The sequence below is a fragment of the Halorubrum ezzemoulense genome (assembly GCF_004126515.1).
Taxonomy (GTDB): domain Archaea; phylum Halobacteriota; class Halobacteria; order Halobacteriales; family Haloferacaceae; genus Halorubrum; species Halorubrum ezzemoulense.
Genome location: NZ_CP034940.1, coordinates 1,540,627 through 1,558,075, shown reverse-complemented (window position 1 = coordinate 1,558,075; position 17,449 = coordinate 1,540,627). Strand labels below are relative to the sequence as shown.

20 protein-coding genes are annotated in these 17,449 nt (G+C 71.7%); 8 read left to right on the top strand and 12 right to left on the bottom strand.

The window, feature by feature from the left end:
• Window positions 1–50: 50 nt before the first annotated feature.
• Window positions 51–713: a S26 family signal peptidase gene (locus EO776_RS07760; RefSeq protein ID WP_049929542.1), complete on the top strand. Its 663-nt coding sequence runs from the start codon at window positions 51–53 to the stop codon at window positions 711–713.
• A 189-nt stretch (window positions 714–902) separates the two neighbouring features.
• Here the strand turns inward: EO776_RS07760 and EO776_RS07755 are convergent, their stop codons facing one another.
• Window positions 903–1,475 (bottom strand): NYN domain-containing protein, encoded by a 573-nt coding sequence (locus EO776_RS07755; protein ID WP_100050469.1) that lies wholly within the window; start codon window positions 1,473–1,475, stop codon window positions 903–905.
• 220 nt (window positions 1,476–1,695) lie between these two features.
• On the opposite strand from EO776_RS07755, the gene EO776_RS07750 reads away from it, so the two are divergent.
• Window positions 1,696–1,947: a hypothetical protein gene (locus tag EO776_RS07750; RefSeq protein ID WP_049929544.1), complete on the top strand. Its 252-nt coding sequence runs from the start codon at window positions 1,696–1,698 to the stop codon at window positions 1,945–1,947.
• 110 nt (window positions 1,948–2,057) lie between these two features.
• Window positions 2,058–3,236: an inorganic phosphate transporter gene (locus tag EO776_RS07745; RefSeq protein ID WP_094519770.1), complete on the top strand. Its 1,179-nt coding sequence runs from the start codon at window positions 2,058–2,060 to the stop codon at window positions 3,234–3,236.
• A 19-nt stretch (window positions 3,237–3,255) separates the two neighbouring features.
• On the opposite strand, the gene ilvD is transcribed toward EO776_RS07745, so the two are convergent.
• On the bottom strand, window positions 3,256–5,043 hold the full coding sequence (gene ilvD, locus EO776_RS07740; RefSeq protein ID WP_049929546.1) for a dihydroxy-acid dehydratase: 1,788 nt from the start codon (window positions 5,041–5,043) through the stop codon (window positions 3,256–3,258).
• 172 nt (window positions 5,044–5,215) lie between these two features.
• On the opposite strand from ilvD, the gene EO776_RS07735 reads away from it, so the two are divergent.
• Window positions 5,216–5,626, top strand: a complete 411-nt coding sequence (locus tag EO776_RS07735) for a hypothetical protein (protein ID WP_049929547.1) — start codon at window positions 5,216–5,218, stop codon at window positions 5,624–5,626.
• Here the strand turns inward: EO776_RS07735 and EO776_RS07730 are convergent.
• Window positions 5,610–6,038: a universal stress protein gene (locus EO776_RS07730; protein ID WP_049929548.1), complete on the bottom strand. Its 429-nt coding sequence runs from the start codon at window positions 6,036–6,038 to the stop codon at window positions 5,610–5,612. The genes EO776_RS07735 and EO776_RS07730 overlap by 17 nt on opposite strands.
• A gap of 283 nt (window positions 6,039–6,321) precedes the next feature.
• Window positions 6,322–6,714: a VOC family protein gene (locus EO776_RS07720; protein WP_094519771.1), complete on the bottom strand. Its 393-nt coding sequence runs from the start codon at window positions 6,712–6,714 to the stop codon at window positions 6,322–6,324.
• Window positions 6,715–6,955: 241 nt separating this feature from the next.
• Between EO776_RS07720 and EO776_RS07715 the strand changes: the two genes are divergently transcribed.
• The gene (locus EO776_RS07715) at window positions 6,956–7,255 is read left to right on the top strand and encodes an SHOCT domain-containing protein (RefSeq protein ID WP_129452382.1); all 300 of its coding nucleotides are present in this window, start codon (window positions 6,956–6,958) and stop codon (window positions 7,253–7,255) included.
• A gap of 13 nt (window positions 7,256–7,268) precedes the next feature.
• Here EO776_RS07715 and purQ read toward each other — a convergent pair whose 3' ends face one another.
• Together purQ and purS are read right to left on the bottom strand one after the other, a co-directional pair.
• Window positions 7,269–7,946: a phosphoribosylformylglycinamidine synthase I gene (gene purQ, locus EO776_RS07710; protein WP_094495559.1), complete on the bottom strand. Its 678-nt coding sequence runs from the start codon at window positions 7,944–7,946 to the stop codon at window positions 7,269–7,271.
• A gap of 88 nt (window positions 7,947–8,034) precedes the next feature.
• Window positions 8,035–8,286 (bottom strand): phosphoribosylformylglycinamidine synthase subunit PurS, encoded by a 252-nt coding sequence (purS, locus tag EO776_RS07705; protein WP_004595793.1) that lies wholly within the window; start codon window positions 8,284–8,286, stop codon window positions 8,035–8,037.
• Window positions 8,287–8,466: 180 nt separating this feature from the next.
• On the opposite strand from purS, the gene EO776_RS07700 reads away from it, so the two are divergent.
• Both EO776_RS07700 and EO776_RS07695 read left to right on the top strand, forming a co-directional pair.
• Window positions 8,467–9,444 carry a formyltetrahydrofolate deformylase gene (locus tag EO776_RS07700; protein WP_049929552.1) on the top strand — a complete coding sequence of 326 codons (978 nt, stop codon included), beginning with the start codon at window positions 8,467–8,469 and terminating at the stop codon, window positions 9,442–9,444.
• Between the two features lie 98 nt (window positions 9,445–9,542).
• A complete protein-coding gene (locus tag EO776_RS07695; RefSeq protein ID WP_049929553.1) occupies window positions 9,543–9,731 on the top strand; it encodes a hypothetical protein in 189 nt (62 codons plus the stop codon).
• 53 nt (window positions 9,732–9,784) lie between these two features.
• Here the strand turns inward: EO776_RS07695 and EO776_RS07690 are convergent, their stop codons facing one another.
• From EO776_RS07690 to EO776_RS07675, 4 genes are read right to left on the bottom strand one after another with little or no spacing between them, the layout of a single operon-like run.
• Window positions 9,785–10,558 (bottom strand): class I SAM-dependent methyltransferase, encoded by a 774-nt coding sequence (locus EO776_RS07690; protein WP_089307645.1) that lies wholly within the window; start codon window positions 10,556–10,558, stop codon window positions 9,785–9,787.
• The gene (locus tag EO776_RS07685) at window positions 10,555–11,688 is read right to left on the bottom strand and encodes a glycosyltransferase family 4 protein (RefSeq protein WP_100050468.1); all 1,134 of its coding nucleotides are present in this window, start codon (window positions 11,686–11,688) and stop codon (window positions 10,555–10,557) included. The genes EO776_RS07690 and EO776_RS07685 overlap by 4 nt, the downstream gene beginning before the upstream one ends.
• Window positions 11,689–11,695: 7 nt before the next feature.
• Complete coding sequence (locus tag EO776_RS07680) at window positions 11,696–12,067, bottom strand: 6-pyruvoyl trahydropterin synthase family protein (protein WP_049929556.1); 372 nt, start codon at window positions 12,065–12,067, stop codon at window positions 11,696–11,698.
• A complete protein-coding gene (locus tag EO776_RS07675) occupies window positions 12,055–13,113 on the bottom strand; it encodes a zinc-dependent alcohol dehydrogenase (RefSeq protein WP_100050467.1) in 1,059 nt (352 codons plus the stop codon). Before EO776_RS07675 ends, EO776_RS07680 begins: the two co-directional genes overlap by 13 nt.
• 166 nt (window positions 13,114–13,279) lie before the next feature.
• On the opposite strand from EO776_RS07675, the gene EO776_RS07670 reads away from it, so the two are divergent.
• Window positions 13,280–13,660, top strand: coding sequence for a hypothetical protein (locus EO776_RS07670; protein WP_086216580.1), 381 nt, complete (start codon window positions 13,280–13,282; stop codon window positions 13,658–13,660).
• Between the two features lie 34 nt (window positions 13,661–13,694).
• Here the strand turns inward: EO776_RS07670 and EO776_RS07665 are convergent, their stop codons facing one another.
• Together EO776_RS07665 and EO776_RS07660 are read right to left on the bottom strand one after the other, a co-directional pair.
• The gene (locus EO776_RS07665; protein ID WP_094582886.1) at window positions 13,695–14,477 is read right to left on the bottom strand and encodes a CDP-alcohol phosphatidyltransferase family protein; all 783 of its coding nucleotides are present in this window, start codon (window positions 14,475–14,477) and stop codon (window positions 13,695–13,697) included.
• Window position 14,478: 1 nt separating this feature from the next.
• On the bottom strand, window positions 14,479–17,442 hold the full coding sequence (locus EO776_RS07660) for an ATP-dependent helicase (RefSeq protein ID WP_100050486.1): 2,964 nt from the start codon (window positions 17,440–17,442) through the stop codon (window positions 14,479–14,481).
• Between the last annotated feature and the right edge of the window lie 7 nt (window positions 17,443–17,449).

Genomic DNA, 17,449 nt, shown 5'->3' with positions numbered 1-17,449 from the left:
CGACCACCTCGAGCGACAGCCTCAAGCGGTCGCCGTGCCGTCTCCCGACCGTGAGCAGTTCCCGTCCCGACACCGCCGCCGCGGTGGCGCCCGCGGTCGCCGTCCTCCTCGTCGCGGTCCTGCTCGGCGCCGTCGTGGGCACGTGGCCGCCGTTCGTCGCGGTCGAGAGCGGCAGCATGACTCCCGGCGTCGAGCGCGGCGACCTCGTCGTCGTCACGGCCGCCGACCGAACGCCGTGGGGCGACCTCTCGAGCGCCGCCGACGCGGACGCGCCGACGCGGCTCGGCGGACCGGGAGACGTGGTCGTTTACGCCGTTCCGGGCGCCGGGGGTCGCCCGGTGTTCCACCGCTTGGCGTTCCCCGTGGAGGCGGGCGAGGACTGGACGGAGCGGGCCGACCCGGACCTGCTCTCAGGCGACTGCGGGGAGCTCTCAACCTGTCCGGCGCCGTACGACGGGTACGTCACGCGCGGGGACGCGAACGGGCTGTACGACCAGAGCGCGGGCATCGCCCCGGTCGTCCCCGAGGAGTGGATCGCCGGCAAGGCGCTGTTCGCGGTGCCGAACCTCGGCTGGACACGGGTGGCGATCGACGCGGCGGCCGCGCGGTACGGCGGGGTCGCGACCGGAGTGGTCCTCGTCGGTCTCGCGGGACTGGCCGGCGGACTCGGCGCGCTGCTCTTGGGACGGCTCGGTCGGGGACGGCGGCGGTGAGTTGTCTCGGCGGGAGCGATTCTCTCATGAAAGCTCGCGACCGCCGGTAGCCGTCTTTTATACAATTCGGTGCGGCCGGCGCGAGGAGCGCGTGGGAGGTAGCGGTGAGGGAGGGGCGACCGCGGGGAGCCCCGAGCGAACCGCGAGGTCGGCGTTCAGCTATACGCGGCCGCCGGCGTCGCCCGACCGCTATCGCGTCGAGGGCGATCCGGCGTCCGTCTCGTCGTCGTCGCTCCCGGCGGCGTCGCTCTCGTCGCTGTCGAGCGTCACGGAGCCGTTGGCGGCGTTGCGGAGCGCGTCCGAGCGCCCGAACTCCCCGGGCGCGATGGCGAGCGTCCGGATCCCGTAGCCGTTGGCGGTCTCGACGACCGGCTTGAAGTCCGTGTCGCGCGAGGCGATCGCGAGGGTGTCCATTCGGTTCTCGGCCGCGAACCGCGCGGCGTCGACCGCGAGCTTCACGTCCACGTCGCCGCTCGTGATCACGACCTCGAAACCACGGGCCTCCGCGGCCTGAATCAGCCCCGGCGTCGCGTGCTCGTCGAGGTAGAGCCGGGTCGTCACCAGCGGGCCCTCGGCCTCGGCGGCCAGCCGCACGTCGTCGAGGTCCACGTCGAACTCCTCGCGCAACACGTTCGGGCCGTCGACGAACAGCGCCACGCCGTCGGTGTTCGCGTCCGTCGCGCGCTCGCCGGTCGTGCCATCGCTGCGGCCCGCCTCGCCGTCAGCGGTCGTCTCGCCTTCGGGCCCGTCGCCTCGGTCCATGAGCGGGCTTCGCCGCGGCCGGAAATAGGTATGCTGATTCGCGAGCGCTCCCGACGAACGCCTCCCGCCCGGTCTCGGTGTGTCGTCTGCCCAGTTATCCCCGGCAATTCGCCCGACCGACTTGGCGCTTCAACACCTTATATCCGTATTACGACCTGCCTCACGTCCGTAGTGAATATACGGAGACTTGAAATAGGATGTCCAAGAATAACGAGATAAGATGTCTCAATCAAACGCGTACACCGTCATTTCCGCACAGAACGATCACGATTGTACCACTGTACGTGCCCATCCACGCAACGAGACGTTCCACGTCGTCGACTACGCCGACGAGGACGCCCGCGAGCGCGTCGCCGACCTGCCGGTAGGGTCGGTCGTGAAGATGGAACTCTCCCGCGCCGGGCGTCGGAGCAACGTCTGGCGCGCCGAGTCGGTCAAGACCGCGCAGACCGACGGCGGCGAGTCCCGCTGACGCCGGACCGGCGGCCGCACCGGAACCGCGGCCGCAACGCCGTCAGTTTCGAGCCCGAATCGTGACCGATTACGACACTTATATGCCTCGTATGGCGGTACCACGATTCGATGGTGGAAACGCTCCTGGCGGTCGGGGTCGTCGCGTCGGCGTTCGTCGGCTTCAACATCGGCGGCTCCTCGACCGGCATCGCGTGGGGACCTCCCGTCGGGGCCGGCATCCTGAAGAAGACGACCGCCGCGGGACTCATGACGGCGTTCGTCTTCCTCGGCGGTTGGACCGTGGGGCGAAACGTGATGGACACGCTGAGCGGCGGGATCATCACGACGGAGCTCTCGCTCTCGGCGGGCGTCGCCGTGTTGTTCTTCATCGGACTCGGGATCCTCATCGCGAACATCTTCGGGGTCCCCGTGCCGACCTCGATGACGACCGTCGGAGCGATCGCCGGCCTCGGACTGGCGACCGACACGCTCGACTATGCGACGGTCTCGCGGATCGTCTCGTGGTGGATCGTGACCCCGATCATCGGGTTCTGGGTCGGCGTCGTGATCGGTCGGTACGTCTACCCGGCGGTGAACCGGCGGGTCCACATCGAGAAGTCCCCCGGCCCGCTGCTGCGACTCGACCGGGAGGGCGGGGTACCGAAGCCGGAACTCGGCCCGAACACGACGGTGACGGAGCTCATCAGCACGGTCGTCGTCCTCCTCATCGGCTGTTACATGTCGTTCAGCGCCGGCGCGAGCAACGTACCGAACGCCGCCGCGCCGCTGGTCAGCGGCGTCGGAGGGCTTCCGGAAAACACCGCTATCGGGATCGCCACGCTCGCGATCGGACTCGGCGGCTTCACGATCGCCCGCCGCACGATGGAGTCGGTCGGCGGCGAACTGAGCGACATCCCCCTGCTCGCGGCCCTCTTCGTGATGACGACGGCCTCGACGATCACGACGGTCCTCTCGTACCTCGGGATCCCGATCAGCCTCGTCATGGGCACGGTGATGACGATCGTCGGCATCGGGTGGGGACGCGCGACGCGGCCGGTCACCGTTCAGGAGGCGGTCACCCGGAACACCGGGGACAACGAGATCGTCCCCGGCGCGATAACCGTCTCGGAGGACGAAGAGGAGCGGTCGGCGCCGATCGGCGAGGCGGAACCGGAGGCGGTGTTGGAAGCCGGCGACCTGTTCAACCCCCGAGCGGTGCTGAAGTACATCTCGATGTGGATCATCGGCCCGTCCGTGTCGACCCTGCTGGCCTACGGGTTCTTCGTCCTCGTTCCGGGTGTCGCCTGACGGCGCGCGAACCGCCCGTTCAGTCCCGCGTGAGCCGCGGGTTCGTCACCGCGCCCTCCGCGGCCGAGGCGAAGTCGCGGCCGTACTTCGCGAGGATGCCGCCCTCGTAGGGCGGTTCGGGCGCGTCCCACGCCTCGCGGCGCTCGTCGAGCTCCTCGTCGGAGAGGTCCACGGTCAGGTCGCGCTCGGGGATGTCGACCGTGACGTGGTCGCCGTCCTCGATGAGCCCGATCGGACCGCCGACGGCGGCCTCGGGCGCGACGTGGCCGATCATCGGACCGCGGGTGCCGCCCGAGAAGCGGCCGTCGGTGAGCAGCGCCACGTCGTCCTCGTGGCCCGCGCCGACGACGGCGGCGGTGACGCCGAGCATCTCGCGCATGCCGGGGCCGCCGCGGGGCCCCTCGTTGCGGATGACGATCACGTCGCCGGACTCGATCGCCCCCGACTGGACGTACTCCATCGCGTCCTCCTCGTTCTCGAACACGCGGGCGGGGCCCTCGTGGTAGAACTCGTCGTCGCCGGTCACCTTCAGCACCGAGCCGTCCGGCGCGAGGTTGCCGTCGAGGATCTTGATGGCGCCCTCCTCCTCCTTCGGGTCCTCGACGGGGTAGAGGAAGTCGGCCTCGATATCGTCGTCGGCCGGGAGTTCGCCGCGCTCCTCCAGGGCCGCGATCTCCTCGGCGAGCGTCCGGCCCGTCACGGTCATCGCGTCGCCGTGGAGCAGGTCGGCCTCAAGTAGGCGGCGGAGCACGACCGGCACGCCGCCGACCTCGTGGAGGTCGTTCATGACGCGGCTCCCGCCGGGCTGGAGGTTCGCGATCTTCGGCGTGCGCCGGGAGATCTCGTCGAAGTCCTCGATAGAGAGGTCGACGTCGGCCTCGCCCGCGAGCGCGAGCAGGTGGAGGACCGCGTTCGTCGAGCCGCCCATCGCGGTCTGGGCCGCGATCGCGTTCTCGAACGACTCGCGCGAGAGGATGTCGGAGGGGCGGCGGTCGTTCTCGATACAGTCCATCGCCAGCTCGCCGGCGCGCTCGGCGACCGCGTAGCGCGCCTCGTCCTCCGCCGGCGGCGAGGCCGATCCGAGCGGCGCCAGCCCGAGCGCCTCCGACAGCGACGCCATCGTGTTCGCGGTGAACATCCCGCCACAGGAGCCCGCGCCGGGGCAGGCGTGCCGCTCTAACTCGTCGAGTTCGTCGGCGTCCATGTCGCCCTGCGCGTACGTGCCGACACCCTCGAACACCTGGACGATCGTCACGTCGCGGCCGTCGTGTTGCCCGGGCATGATCGAGCCGCCGTAGAGGAAGACGCTGGGGAGGTCCGTCCGGATCGCGGCCATCATCATCCCGGGGAGGTTCTTGTCGCAGCCCGCGACCGTCACGAGGGCGTCCATGCGCTCGCCGAAGGAGACGAGCTCGACGGAGTCGGCGATCACCTCCCGCGAGATCAGGCTCGCCTTCATCCCCTCCGTCCCCATCGAGATGGCGTCGGAGATGGTGATCGTGCCGAACTCGATCGGCATCCCCCCCGCCGCGTCGATGCCGTCGAGCGCGGCGTCCGCCACGTCGTCGAGGTGGACGTTACACGGCGTGATGTCGGCGGCCGGGTTCGGCACGCCGACGATCGGCGACGAGAGGTCCTCGTCGTCGAACCCCATCGCGCGGAACATGGCGCGGTGCGGCGCCTTGTCCGGCCCCTCTGTCACCTCGCGGCTCGGCAGGTCCTCGTCTTTCGTCCCGGCGAATCGGTCCGCGTCCTCCCGGCGACGACGCCGCTCGCCGTCGTCCGATCTCGACTGCTGTTCGCTCATACCCGACCCTGTCGCTCGGGGGTCTTAAACCGCCGCGTCGGGGCGAGGGTTGCTCGGCGGGGATCGCGGTTCCCCCCGCACGGAGTCGGCTTCCGGAAGCGGGGCTCGACACCCGTTATTCGACAGACGATAACGTATTGAACTCGCCCCTCGTCGTCGGTCGCGTATCAGCATGTCCGTCGCAAGCGCGGCCCGTCGCGTCGACGAGGATGACAGCCAGTTCCCCCCGCACGGGCCGGTTGAGGCATGTCTCGGCTACCTCCTGTTCTACATCCTCGTCATTCGCGTGACCCCGGCGGTCGTCGCGACGTCGGGCGACGCGGCCCTAAGTCTGCCGTCCTCGTTCGTCCGGTTCGGGCTCGCGGCCGCGCTGTGGTTCGTGCTCGTCGTGACGGCGGTCGACCAGGCGCGGCGGCTCGCGGCGCTCGGGGTCGGCACGAACGACGACCCCGGACTGCGCGTGCGGTCGCGCGTCGTACCGTCGTCACCACGAACCACGGGGTATCTGCTCGCGCTGATCGCGGACACCGCCGTCGCCATGGTAACGTTCGACGGAGCCGCTCTGGTCACCGAACGATCGTGACCGGGACCGGCGACCGCCTGGCGACCGTTTCGGCCACGTTCCCCACGAGGAACCGGCGCGTCATGCGGCGGCGGTCCGCCCCGTGAGCGCCGATCACGACCGTGTCGTAGTCGCCCGCCCGATTGATGATGTTCCGGGCCGGGTGGCCGATACCCACGACCGTGTCTATCTCTCGCCCCCGCTCGGCGGCCGCCGCGCGCGCCCGCTCAAAGGCGGGCTCGGCGCGTTCGGCGGCGGCCTCGTCGATGTCGTCCGCAAGGGCGAGGTCCGTCGCTTCGCCGAACATCGAGGAAGGGACACCGACGACGTGTAACACGGTGACGTCGGCCTCCGGAAAGCTGTCGAGCGCGTACGCGAGGGCCTCCACCGAGTGGTCGGAGTCGTCCATCGGGACGAGGATGCGTGAGACCATACCGTAGGTCAGACCGCCTACCCACCTAAGTCTCTTCCTCAGACGACGCCCGGGACGAGCCGATGGGATCCGTGGCGCCGCCCCGTCAACTCCCCGACACATCGGTCACGGACCTGCTTCCGCCGCGACGGCGTCGGAGTCGAACGACCAGACCGTCGACACCGCGGCCGCGCCGGCCGCGCCGGCCGCGTTGCCCGTCGCCACCAGTTCCCCGAGATCCGAGACGCCCCGGCCCCTCGCGGCGATGACCGCACCGGCGAACGCGTCGCCGGGCTCCGGCGGCTCACACCCGCGCTTTCAGCTCCACTCGGTAGCCGAACGGGTCCCTGACGTACACCGCGCCGGCCTCGCCGGTCGCGCCGAGCGGGGAGTCGAGCCGATTTTCGACCTCGACGCCGGCGTCGGCCAGCTCCGCTTCGATCTCCTCGACCGACTCCTCGACGACGACCGCGACGTGGTCGTAGTTCGTCCTCGCCGGCCGCTCGAACTCGGCGGTCGGCCACAGGTGGATCACCGCGGTCGCGGAGAGCCGCACGTCGAAGAAGGGCTTCTCTCCGGCCGCGTACAGCGCGTCCTCGATGCCGAAGCCGAGCGCCTCGCCGTAGAACTCGCGGGCCGCGTCGGCACCGCCTTCCGGGATGCGGAGGTTGACGTGGTCGATATGGCGTGCCTTCACGGGGGAGTGTTCGGCGTCCGGGCGCAAAAGTCGTCGGGCCGGGTACTGCCGGTCCGCGTCCGGCCGGAGACGTGGCGGTCGGCGACGGCGGGACGGTCCTGCGAACTGCGAACGTCCGCGGCACACTTATACACAGTCATGTAAACATCGCGCATGTCAGTGCTCGAACTCCCCGCGGCGACACTGCTCATGGGCGGGATAGCGGGGTCGGAACGGCGGGCGGCATGGGGGGATAGGCGGTATGGGCGGCGCGACGGGGCTCGTTTCGCTCGTCGCCGTCCTCGCGGTCGCGGCGCTGCTCGGGGCGAGCGTCGTCGGCGTCCTGGCGTTGGCTCGTGACGCCGACGGAGAATCGAAGTCGGACGGAGCGGACGAAACTGCGGTCGAACGCCTCCAGCGACGGTACGCGGAGGGCGAACTCACGGAGTCGGAGTTCGAGCGGGCGCTGGAACGCGAACTGAGGAGCGACGGGACGACCGAAGCCGGGGCGGGGCCGGTGGGCGAACCGGACTCGGCGCGGGAAGCGAAGCGGGCGCGGTAGTGTCGGGGCGCGGTCAGGCGAACGCTTCGAGGATCCCCGCGCCGTCCGTGCTGCGGCCGAGGTCCGGGAGCGTGGCGCGTTCCGGGTGCGGCATCAGCACCGCGACTGTCTCGCGCTCGCCGAGGACCCCGGCGACGTTGTCGGTCGAGCCGTTCGGGTTCGCGGCGTCGGTGACGTTCCCGTCGGCGTCGCAGTACCGGAAGAGGACGCGGTCGTCGCCGACGAGGTCGGCGTGGGCGTCCGCGCTTATCTCGAAGCGCCCCTCGCCGTGGGCGATCGGGACCTCGATCACGTCGCCCTCGTCGTAGGCGGCGGTCCACGGCGTGTCAGCGCGCTCGACGCGCAGGTGGACCGGCTCACACTGGAAGCGCGCGGAGGCGTTTGTGGTGAACGCGCCGGGCGTCAACCCGGACTCCGAGCCGATCTGCGCGCCGTTACAGACCCCGATCACGGGGACGCCCTCGTCGGCCGCCTCGCGGACCTCCGTCATGATCGGATCGCGCGCCGCCATCGCGCCGGCGCGGAGGTAGTCGCCGTAGGAGAACCCGCCGGGGAGGACGATCCCGTCGGGGTCGTCGGGGAGGCCGTCCGCGTGCCAGACGCGCTCGGCGTCGACGCCGAGGTGGTCCAGCGCGCGGACCGCGTCGCGGTCACAGTTGGAGCCGCCGAACTGGACGACGGCGACCGTCACGCCGCCCACCTCGCCTGGGCGGCCGTGACCGTCGGGTCGGCGCGGGTCGCGCCGGTGACGATCGGCGTCGTCTCGACGACGGCGACCGTCATCGCTCCGCGACCGCCACGTCGTAGTCGTGGATCGTGGGGTTCGCGAGCAGCCGCTCGGCCATCTCGTCGGCGCGGTCGGCGGCCTCGTCGGCGTCGGCGGCGTCAAGGTCGACCTCGAACCGGTCGGCCGAGCGGAGGTCCGACAGCTCGAACCCGAGCCGTTCGAGCGCCTGCTGGGTCGTCTCGGCCTCCGGGTCGAGGACGCCCCGCTTCAGCCGGACCGTCACCGTCGCCGTGTATGCTGTCATGGTCGTTGGTGCGGAGTCGTGTGTAAAAACCGTTTTGGAACGCCGTTTATACGCACATTTGTGGATACATGCCGGTCTTTCGTGCGGGAAGCAGAAACGGCGCGGAACGAAAGGGGCAAACCCCTCCGCCTTCTCCACCGGGTGTATGCAGCCGCTCGAACCCGCGGAGGTGATCGTCGCATGACCCGCGAACTGACCGAGATCACGGTCGTCGGAGGAGACAAGACCGGACTCATCGCGCGGGTCACCTCCCTGCTGTTCGAGCGGGGAATCAACATCGAGGACCTCGACCAGGCGGTCCGCGAGGGCGTTTTCCGGATGACGACTCGCGTCGACACCGCCGAGATGGAGACCTCGCGCGGCGAGCTCCGGCGCGCGCTCGCCGAGCTCGGCCGCGAGCTCGACGTCGACATCCAAGTCCGGTTCCCGAGCGACCGCGACGCGCGCCGCGTCGCGCTGCTCGTCACGAAGGAGACGCACGCCCCCGAGGCTCTGTTAGAGGCGGAGGAGCGCGGCGAACTCGCGGACGACGGCGAGGCTGAGATCCCGGTGGTCATCGGCAACCGCGGCGACCTGCGGTCGCTCGCGGAGCGCTACGACAAGCCGTTCTACGACGTGGGCGACGGCAACGGCAACACCGACGAGGGCCGGCTCCTCGACCTGCTCGCCGAGTACGACGTGGACCTCATCGCGCTGGCGCGCTACATGCGCATCCTCTCGCCGGAGGTCGTCTTCCGGTACGAGGGCCGGATTATCAACGTCCACCCCTCGCTGCTCCCGGCGTTCCCCGGTGCCGAGGCGTACCGACAGGCGAAGGACGCGGGCGTCCGAATCGCTGGCGTCACCGCCCACTACGTCACGACGGACCTCGATCAGGGCCCGGTGATCGCCCAGCGCGCCTTCGACGTGCCGCCGGGGGCCGAGGTCGACGAGATCAAGCGGCGCGGGCAGCCACTCGAGGCCGAGGTCCTGCTCGACGCTGTCCGGCTCCACCTCGCGGACGCCATCGCGGTTCACCGCGGCACCGTCCACGTCCGCGAAGACGTCGATGTCGACGCCCAACTCGGGCTGAGCGACGCCGCGGTGAACGCGAACCCGGACGAGCCGGTCGACGGCGAACCGCTCGGCCGATCGCCGCCGTCACCGTCTGACGACTGAGCGACCGCGACCGAGCCGGACCGGCGGGTCGGCCCGATCGGCGCCGTCCGAACGGTCCGCAGGGCAGTTTTAACTAAGCGCGTGCGCAACTGAGTCCAATGCCCGAGTGTCGCGCGCTGACGGCGTTTCTCGCGGACACCGCCGGGGTCGTCCGCAGCGACGAGCGCATGATTCTGCTTTTCCTGCTGCTGCTGTCGATCGCGGCGCTGGCCGTGTTCCTCCACTACACGACGCTCGTGCTCGAGGGGCTCCCGGAGCCGATTCCGACCGAGCCGATCGGCCCATAGTTCGTCCCCCGACAAGGATAGACCGGGCCGGACTCCTCCGCCGATCGAGGGCGTCAGTCGAGGCGGACCAGCAGGTCCCGGTTCGCGGCCTCGTAGCGGAGCCGCCCGTCCTTGAGCGCCGCTCGCCGCCGCTCCGCCCAGTCGCTCGCGTCGTATCCGGTCTCTCCGACCGCCTCTTCGACCGTATCGAGCAGGTGCGCGAGGACCGTCCGCTCGCCGGACTCGTAGGGGGGCTCGATCCGCCACGGAGACGGCCCCTCCGCGATCACGGTCGCCTCCCGAGCCAAGGCCGCCGCGCCGTCCGGGCCCCCGGCCCTGAACTCCCGCATGTGTCGGTGGTAGCGGTCGAGGACGGCGTCGTCGTCGGGGTCCGCTGGCGCGAAGCGCGTCTCGCCGTCGTAGGTTATCGGCGCGTACGCGACGGGGGCCACGTCCGCGAGGGCGGCGACCGCGGGCGCCGCGTCGACCACGTCGAAGAACGCGCAGCCAACGACGGCGTCGAACCGGTCTCCCGCGGCCACCGCCTTGCTCACAGCGTCGAAGGCGTCGGCGACGCGGTACTCGACGGCCACGTCGCCCACCGCCTCCCCGACCCGGGCCTCGCCCGCGGCGAGCGCGGCCTCGTGGGCGTCGACCGCTACCCACCGGCCCCCCTCGATCACGCCCCAGTCGACGAGGCGCTCGACCATCGTCGCCGTCCCGGCGCCGACTTCGAGTATCTCCGGCTCCGGCGGGAGTTCGGCGGCGAACCGATCGAGGACCTCGCGGTTCAGAGAGCGGTCGTCGAGCGCCCGCTTCGCGTCGAGGTACGTCGCGTGGTCGGTCACGCGGCGTCACCCCGCGGCCTCTCGCTACCGGTCGCCGCCAGGAAGTCGACGACGCGGTCGAGCGTCTCGGGCCACCCCGGGCGCGCCTCGTAGTCGCGGCGCGCGGCGATCCCCATCTCCGCCAGCCGGTCGCGGTCGTCGAGGTCCCGGAGCGCCCGGGACACGGCGCGGGGGTCGCCAGGCGGAACGAGGACCCCGGAGTCGCCGTCGCGGACGAACTCGCTCGCCCCGCCCGCGGTCGTCGCCAGCGGAACGCAGCCGAACCCCATCGCTTCCAGGTACACCATACCGAACGGCTCGTACTGCGAGGGCACCGCGAGGACGTGGCTCTCGCGCAGCCGCGCCGCGACGGTCGCGTCGTCGAGTCGGCCGGCGAACCGGACCCGGTCGCCGATCCCGGCCTCGGCGGTCATGCCTTCCACGCGCTCGACGTGCTCGGGCGCGATCGTCCGATCGCCGACGACGGTCAGCCGCCAGTCGACCGCGGCGCGGTCGAGCCGGGCGACTCCCTCGACGAGCGTATCGAGCCCCTTCCGCGGGACGACGTTGCCGAGGAACGTCACCTCCAGCGGGCCGGATCGCGCTCGCTCGCGGATCTCCGAGGCGGAGACCACCGGTTCGAAGCGGTCGCCGGCCGGCGGCGCGACCACGCTGCGCGCCGGCCCGCCGAGCTCGGCCGCGTCCCGGCGGGTCGTCTCGGCGTTGTACACCGCGGCGTCGACCCCGCGGAGGAATCGGCGCTCGATCGCCGCGACCCCGCGCCGACCGAGTTCGGCGCGGACCCGCTCGCCGGCTCCCGTCCCGCTCGATCGCACCCCTTCAGCCGCCCGCGCACGCCACGCGATCATGTGGACGAGCGCGACCGACGGCGCGTCGAGCCGTCGGTTGGCGCACAGCACGGAGGGGTGCGCCAGCCCGTCCTCAACGACGACGTCGAACTCCGAGAGCCGGTCGGCGAGCCGGCGGGCGCGAAGGTTCGGCGCGAGTCGCTCCCGGTACGAGCCCCGCGGGAGCGAGACGACCTCGACCGCGTGCCCGCGCTCGCGGAGCCGGTCGCGGAGCCGCCGGTCGTAGTAGAACCCGCCGGACTCGGACTCGATGTCGCCGGCGAGGACGAGCGTGACGCGCATCGGACGGTCACCGCAGGTCGCCGGTGAACGAGACGCTCGCCACGTCGTCCTCGCGGACGGTCACCGTCAGCTCCGTCGCGGCCGGGGCGTCGACGGTCGCGAGCGCGTCGAACAGCGCCCGGGCCAGACGCTCGGCGCTCGGGTTGCCCTCTAGGTGGTCGTTGAGCGTCTCGTCGCGGTAGCGCTCCGCGGCGTCGCTCAGGGCGTCGAGCGCGAGGTCGATATCGAGCAGGTAGCCGTACTCGCCCAGTTCCGGGCCGCGGAACGTCGCCTCCGCGGTGAACACGTGAGAGTGAAGCGCCGCCTCGTCGGCTGGCGGGTTGGGGACGGTGAGGTAGTGCTGTGCGACGAACGACTCGGTGACGGTCAGTTCGTACATGGGTAAGTGAAGAGGAGTTGGAGGGTCGGCTCGGTCTCGTCGGCGAGCCGGCGGTACGCGCTCGCCGCCCGGCCGACCGGGACGCGGTCGGTGACGAGGCGGTCCGTCACGTCGAGGTCGCCGTCGAGTCGGCGGAGCTCGCGCCAGGCGGTCTCGCGGCGGCGGTCGCGGTCCCAGCGCCCGCGGAGCTCCGGCGCGATGGTGGTGACCTGACTGCTGCGGACGGTGACGCGCCCGCGGTGGAAGTGGTCGCCGAAGCCGAGGTCGGCGCGCTTGGTCCCGTACCACGATCCGACGAGGACCCGGCCGTCGAACCGCGTCGTCTCGACGGCCGTTTCGAGCGTCTCGGGCCGGCCCGACACCTCGACCGCGAGGTCGACGCCGCCCGTGTGCTCGCGCACGGCGTCGACGACGCCCCCCCGCCCGCCGTATCGGCTCGGGTCGACGACGGCGTCGGCGCCGAACTCGGCCGCGAGCGACCGGCGGCGGTCCTTCGGCTCGACCGCGACGACGGTCTCGGCGCCGCTCCGCGCGAGCAGCGCGGTCGTGAGCAGCCCCACGACGCCCTCGCCGAACACCGCGACGCGCTCGCCGATCCGGGGAGCGGCGTCGAGCGTCAGCGTGACCGCGGTCTCGGCGTTCGCGAACAGCGTCGCCGTCTCCGGGTCGATCCCGTCGGGGACCGGACGCAGGGCGTCCGGGGCGACGGCGAACCGGGTCTCGTGGGGGTTGAACGCGAAGACGGTGCGACCGCGCCACGCGGGGTCGATCGCGTCGCCGACCGCGGTCACGCTCCCGACGACCGCGTAGCCGTAACGGAGCGGGTACGAGAGGTCGCCGTCGAGCGCGGGCAGCTCCTCGTCCGCGACCGTCTCCGGGTCGAGTTCGCCGCGGTACGCGAGCAGCTCCGATCCGGCGCTCACCGCGGAGACGGTGGCGTCGACGACCACTTCGTCGGGACCGGGGACGGGCGCCTCCGTCGGGACAACCTCGACGCGCTCCGGACCGACGAACTCTACGGCCCGTCCGGCGTCGCCGTCGCTCACGCGGACTCACCCGTCCGCGGTCGACGACTGAGACGATGTGGCATTGGCGATTACACGGACCGATCCGTCATAAACCCACGGCGGCGACGGTCGGCGCCCCCTCGTCGGCCGTCGATTCGGGGGCGGGAGTAGACATAAGCCGACCGAGTCCGTGGGTCGCACATTCATGACACGCACCGACACCGGCGTCGACGTCGAATCGTTGACCCCCCTCCACTGGATCGGAATCCTCGCCGCGACCGTGTCCGGGATCGTCCACGTTGCGCTCGGCTTCCTGGTCGGGGGGGCGTTGGGGATCTCGTTCTTCTTCGCGACTCTGGGCTTCGGCGCGGGCGTGACGGCGATCGTCTCGGGGTACCGCCGCCGGCTGGTGTACGCGCTCGGAATCCCGTTCACCGCCGGACAGATCGTCCTGTGGTACGTCATCAACTTCGTCTTCGGGACGTACTCGTTCCCGGCCGACGTCGGCGTCTACGGCGCCGTCGACAAGGTCGCGCAGGTCGCGCTGATCGCCGTCCTCGCGGTCCTGTTGTCCCGAGAGTCCTGAGGCTCTCCGCGCGCAGACGGCGGGAGCGTTTCGGTCACTCGCGGTTCGCGGTCGGCGGGTCGTCGCGGCCGAGCCGTCCCGTCGCGGCCGCCCAATCGCGAGCGAAACTCGCCAGCAGCGCCGCGAGCGCGACGCCCGCGAACGCGGCGAGCGGGGAGGCCACCCGAGCGCCCCCGACGCCCGGCACGAGCGCGACCGCGACGGCGGCGAACTGCGCGGTGCCGACGAACGGGCGGACCCGGCTCGGCGGGAGTTCGTACACCAGCGCGCCGGTCCGCCGCCGCCACCACAATGACCCTGCGTAGGCGTACCAGACGCCGCCGGCGAGGAGGTACCACGCCGGGAGCGCCCCGAGCGCGACGGCGACCGCGGCCCCGACGAGGACGGCCAGCGCGTCGGTCGCGCCGTCGAGGCGAGCGCCGAGGATCGTCTCCCGGGTCCGGCGGGCGACCGCCCCGTCGACCGCGTCGAGGCTGACCGCGCCCGCGAACAGCGCGGCGGGGATCCACGGGTGCGGCGGGGCGGCCGCCAGCGCGCCGGCGAGGACCGACGCGAGCCAGCCGCGGAACAGCGTGATCGCGTTCGCCGGGCCGAGCCGCGGGCGCGGCCCGTCGACGCCGGGTCGGTGGTTCGCACCGAGGTGGGTCCACGCGTACGCCGCCAGGTACGCGCCCGGTCCGGCCGCGGCGAGGACCCACGCGGTCCCGAACGTGCGCCACAGCGCGGCGAGCCCGAGCGCGCCGAGCGTTACCGCGCCGGCGAACCGGAGCCGGAGCCGGGAGCGCGGCGACGCCGTCGACGGCGCGGGCTCCGCCATCTCAGTCGCCCTCCCGGTCCCCGGGCGGTTCGGCGTCGCGGTCGGCGCTCCGCGGCCCGTCGCCGATTTCCTCCATGACGCGGGCGTGGAACTCCCGCAGGACCGCGGACTCGTCGTCAGCGATGACCGTGTCGGAGTCGACGAGCGTCGCCAGCCCGAACGCGAGCGGGCTCGGCGAGTCGACGACGCGGTGTTCGACCGCGAGGTCGCCGCCCGCGATCCGACCGACGGCCTCGCGGATCCCGCCCACGTCGAGGCGGTCCTCCAGCAGTTCGCGGTACGTCTCCTCCAACACGGCGAACTCCTCCAGATCGGCCGCGAACGACAGCAACATTTCGGCGGAGACCTGCTGTTCGGCCGCCGACTTCTCGTACCCCTTGTACCGCTTCAGGATGAGCAGCGCGCGCCCGGCGTTGATCCGGAAGTAGCGCTGGAGCAGGTCGGTCCCCTGAACGGCCTCGCGGAGGTCCTCCCGGACCGTCTCCGGGTCGAGGTCGGCGAGGATACCCGCCACGTCGACCTTGCGGTTGAGCGGGAGCGCGAGGCTGAACCCGCGATCCGCGACCGCGACCGCGACGTTGGCGTCGGTCCGGTTCGCCACCGCCGCCGCGACGAGCCGCGAGAGGCCGTCGTTGAACCGGCGCCCGTACGTCGAGTGGACGTAGAAGCGGCGCTTGTACTCGCTCCGGTCGAGCTCCTCCTCGACGACGAGGCGGTCGGGCGTCGAGACGGCCTCGGCGCCGGCGTACCGGACCTGCTCGTCGTACATCCGGGCGAGCGCGCGGACGGCGTTCCCGTCGAGGGGGAACTCGCGGAGCCACGCTCGGACCGCGGCGGGGCCGGCGCTCGGGTCATCGCCGGCCAGCCGGTCGAGGAGTTCGGCCTGGAACGCCAACACCTCGCGGGCGAGGTCCGCCGAGAGGGGAAGGCGCTCGGCGAACCACGAGGGGACGGTCGGGCGCTCGCTCGTCCGGTCGGCGTACACCTTCGAGCCGCGGCGGTAGCGGAACGCGAACCGCTCGCCGCCAAGCGCGAACACGTCGCCGGACTCCAGCGTGTCGAGATACGACTCGTCGAGCGTGCCGACCCACTCGTCGTCGCGCGTGAACACGTCGCAGGTGAACGAGTCGGGGATCGTCCCTACGTTCGTCATGTAGATGACCCGCGCGAGCCGCCCGCGCTTCCCGACGAGCGTCTCGCCGACCGGGTACTCGGGGTAGTGGTGCTCGCCGTCGGGCGGGTCGTTGCCGTCGCGCCACACCTTCGGGTAGACGTTCTTCTCCTCCAGTCCGTCGTAGTCGCCGGTGAGGTACCGGAACAGCCGCTCGTACGCCTCGTCGTCGAAGCCGCGGTACGGGTGCGCGCGGCGCAGCACCTCCCGGACCTCGCGGTCGGGGCGGATCCGGTTGATGGCCATTCCGTACACGTGCTGGGCGGCAACGTCGTAGGCGCCCTCGGGCGGGAACACCCGGTCCACGAACCCCTCCTCGGCGCGCGCGAGCAGCGTCGCGCACTCGATCAACTCGTCCCGGTCGAGGGCGAACACCCGTCCCTCGACGGTCTCGCCCGGGCTGTGGCCCGCCCGGCCGACGCGCTGGAGCAGCGCCGCGACCGACTTCGGCGAGCCGACCTGAACCACGAGGTCGAGGTGCGGCATGTCGATGCCGAGCTCGAGGCTCGTCGAGGTGGTGACCACGTCGAGATCGCCCGACTTCAGCCCCTCCTCGACCCGCGTTCGCTGCGTCTCGCCGAGGCTCCCGTGGTGGACGCCCGAGTCCGACTCGTCGTAGTCGAACCGCTGGCGGAGCTCCTGAAGGGTTCGCTCGGCGCCAGACCGTGAGTTCGTGAACACGAGCGTGTTCTTGTGGGCCTCGACGAGGTCGTGAAGCGACTCGTAGAAGCGGTCGGTCACCGCCGACCGCGGCGTGTGGATGAGGTCGGCCGCCGGCGTCCGGAGTTCGAGGTCGAACTCGCGGGCGAACCGCGCGTCGACCACCTCGCAGGGGCGCGTCTCGAACCCCTCGAACTCGCCGACAGCGCCCGCGGCGCGCTCGCGCCCCACGAGGAACGAGGCGATCCCGTCGAGCGGCTCGACCGTCGCCGAGCAGCCGATCCGGGTGATGTCGCCGGGCGCGTGCGGCGCCGGGCCGCCGGCCGATTCCCCTGCGTCCGAACCCTCGTTGCGCGCCAGTTCCGTCAGTCGCTCCAGCGACACCGCGAGGTGGGTACCGCGCTTGTTCGCCGCCAGCGAGTGGATCTCGTCGACGATCACGTACTCGACGGTCCGGAGCTTCTCCTTGAACTTCGGCGAGTTGAGCAGGATCGCCAGCGTCTCCGGCGTGGTGTTGAGGACGTGCGGCGTCTCCGAGAGCATCGCCTGTCGGTCCGCCTTCGAGGTGTCGCCGTGGCGGATCGCCTGCCTGACGCCGGGGTCGTAGGCGCCGTCCGAGGCCGCCCCGTCGTCGCCGTCGCGGGTCGCGCTCTCCGCCTCCGCGGCGGCGACCGCCTCGCCGATCCCCGCCAGCGGGGTTTCGAGGTTGCGCTCGATGTCGTTCGCGAGCGACTTCAGCGGCGAGACGTAGAGGCAGTAGACGGAGTTCTCGAGTTCGCCGTCGCGGTCGCGGGCGAAGAGGTCGTCGAGGACCGCGAGGAAGGAGGCGAGCGTCTTCCCGCTGCCGGTCGGGGCGGCGACGAGGCAGTTCCGGCCGTCGTCGACGTGGGGGATCGCCTCGCGCTGCGGTGGCGTGAAGAAGCCGCCGTTCTCGCCGACGTACCCGCCGAAACGTTCGACCCACCAGCGACGGACCGGCGGCGAGAGCCGGGCGAGCACGTCGGCGTCCGCGATCGGGACCGACTCCGGGTCGAAGTCGGGGTCGGCGATCGCGCCGCGCTCGACCGCGTCGCGGAGGAGCGCCCGCGCGGCGGCCTCGTCGCCGCGGTCCGTGGTTTCGCTCACGGCGATCACGAGGGCT